At 61.7% G+C, this 1766-nt stretch carries 1 protein-coding gene, 1 tRNA gene and 1 pseudogene; 1 reads left to right on the top strand and 2 read right to left on the bottom strand.

Going from position 1 to position 1766, the window contains the following annotated elements:
- Positions 1-304 (top strand): annotated as a pseudogene (locus D7W82_RS39490) (IS3 family transposase); the annotation flags it as partial.
- 475 nt (positions 305-779) lie between these two features.
- Here the strand turns inward: D7W82_RS39490 and D7W82_RS39480 are convergent.
- A complete protein-coding gene (locus D7W82_RS39480; RefSeq protein WP_120623160.1) occupies positions 780-1295 on the bottom strand; it encodes a hypothetical protein in 516 nt (171 codons plus the stop codon).
- A 316-nt stretch (positions 1296-1611) separates the two neighbouring features.
- Positions 1612-1688 (bottom strand) — tRNA-Pro (locus D7W82_RS39475).
- Between the last annotated feature and the right edge of the window lie 78 nt (positions 1689-1766).

Genomic DNA, 1766 nt, shown 5'->3' with positions numbered 1-1766 from the left:
CCTCCTTCCCCCACCGCCCCCCACCGCTCCTTCGCCTCCAGCCAGGACGCGAAGGGGGTGGGTGGCGCGTTTCGTGGGCTGGTACAACACTGAGCACCGGCACTCCGCTATTCGCTTCGTCACGCCGGAAGCCAAGCACTTCGGCCTCGACGCCGCGCTGCTCGCCCAGCGCCACCACGTGTACCAGCGCGCTCGCGCCCGTCACCCTGAGCGCTGGAGCCACAACACCCGCGACTGGACGCCCGCGGGCCTCGTGCGCCTCAATCCCTCACCGGAAGTGCAGGAACGAAAGCGCATCGGCTGAACCCTTTCACGCGACAACTACCTTGACGATCACCGCCTGTTCCAGCACCGGCTGGGACCTCTAGATTTACCAGCCGGTTAGCATGTCACTCTCGTTAATCATGGATGCCAAAGTGGTGCTTACCGTGCTCTGGGCATGACCACAATTCAGCGCAGGCGCAGGACTGTCGTCGAGCACTGGAGCAGCACCGGACTGCGTCCTTGGCGGGCGAATAGCGCTCCACGAGCGCGTGTTCCTGCGGGGCCACGGTTGAGCTTCGTGTTGGCTGGCCCTGGGAAGTTGATTCGGAGCGTCGCACCTCCTCAAGTTGGCCTGACGGTGCGGGAGTCATTCCACAGCAACCCCGCTTCACGCAGCGTGCACACAAAACTTCGCCACAGATTGTGCACCAGTCGAGAATCTCATTAGAGCCTCTTCGAGAGGTACACCGAGGACAAGACGGGACCATGAGTGGGTCGGTAGTCATGTCAATCCCTCAGCCCTTGAGCATAAAGAGGTCCGAAGCCGAGTAGGCCTCGATGTCAAACTCCTTCCCTCCAATCCACAGGCGACGTGGTGGGAAGAAGAATGTCTCACGAACCTTTTCGACGATCTCTTCGGGGCTCTTCGACGTCCAATCGGTGAAGCGAAACGTCTGCTCCCAAGTGGAGAACTCCCAGGGCTCCTCCTCCTGCTCCGCAAGGAAGTCACCGAAGTCGAAGTCTTCAACAATGCCTCTCTCTGCGAGGCGCTCCTCGTCAAAACTCTCGGCGTCCTTTGGATCTACCGTGAAGCGAACCAGCGTAGGCGCAGCGTCAGGGCTGTTGAGCACAGCATCGGCACCGCTCGGCGATGCGCTCGACTTCTGCAGGTGCCACCAACTTGGATAGCCCTCGCGCTCGGCGATACGGTCGAGCGCACGCACGTGGGTGATCTTCTCCCGCTTGCGAATCTTCTTTGCCTCGCGCTTGAACGATTCAATATCTGCTGCGGTATAGACACGGTTCGGCATGGCAGCTTCTTCCCTGAGAAGAGCGCCTCACAGCCATGGCCCACTCATGACAGGCGGCGCCCGAAGGAAGGAGCGTCGTCTCAAGGTCAGTGCCGATACGGCTCTGCCAGCGTGGGCGGCGGGTGCCTGACAGCACCACTTTCCGCACAGTAGCCAGCGTGTTCGTCCCTGGCAAACAACCCGCCGACGGGAACTTCCCCTCAGGCTACTCCACACAGCGAAAAGGCTGAGGCTGGCACCTGGGCAGGTCGCCAAGGACGAGCCCAGAAACGAAAACGGGCTGGAGACCTTTCGGCCTCCAGCCCGCTTCGTCGTTTGGTCGGGGAGACAGGATTTGAACCTGCGACCCCTTGGTCCCGAACCAAGTGCTCTACCAGGCTGAGCCACTCCCCGATATCCGGTGCTGCGCCAGGAACTGCCCTCGGGCCCGGCGAAGCGAGGGCGGATCTATCCGAGCCGCTTCCTTCAGTC

The sequence above is a fragment of the Corallococcus sp. CA049B genome (assembly GCF_003611685.1).
GTDB lineage: Bacteria > Myxococcota > Myxococcia > Myxococcales > Myxococcaceae > Corallococcus > Corallococcus coralloides.
This window is presented reverse-complemented; position numbering and strand designations above follow the sequence as displayed.

Excerpts from the sequence above, each read along its gene's own strand:
- D7W82_RS39480 (WP_120623160.1), bottom strand. The coding sequence starts at position 1,295 with ATGCCGAACCGTGTCTATACCGCAGCAGATATTGAATCGTTCAAGCGC.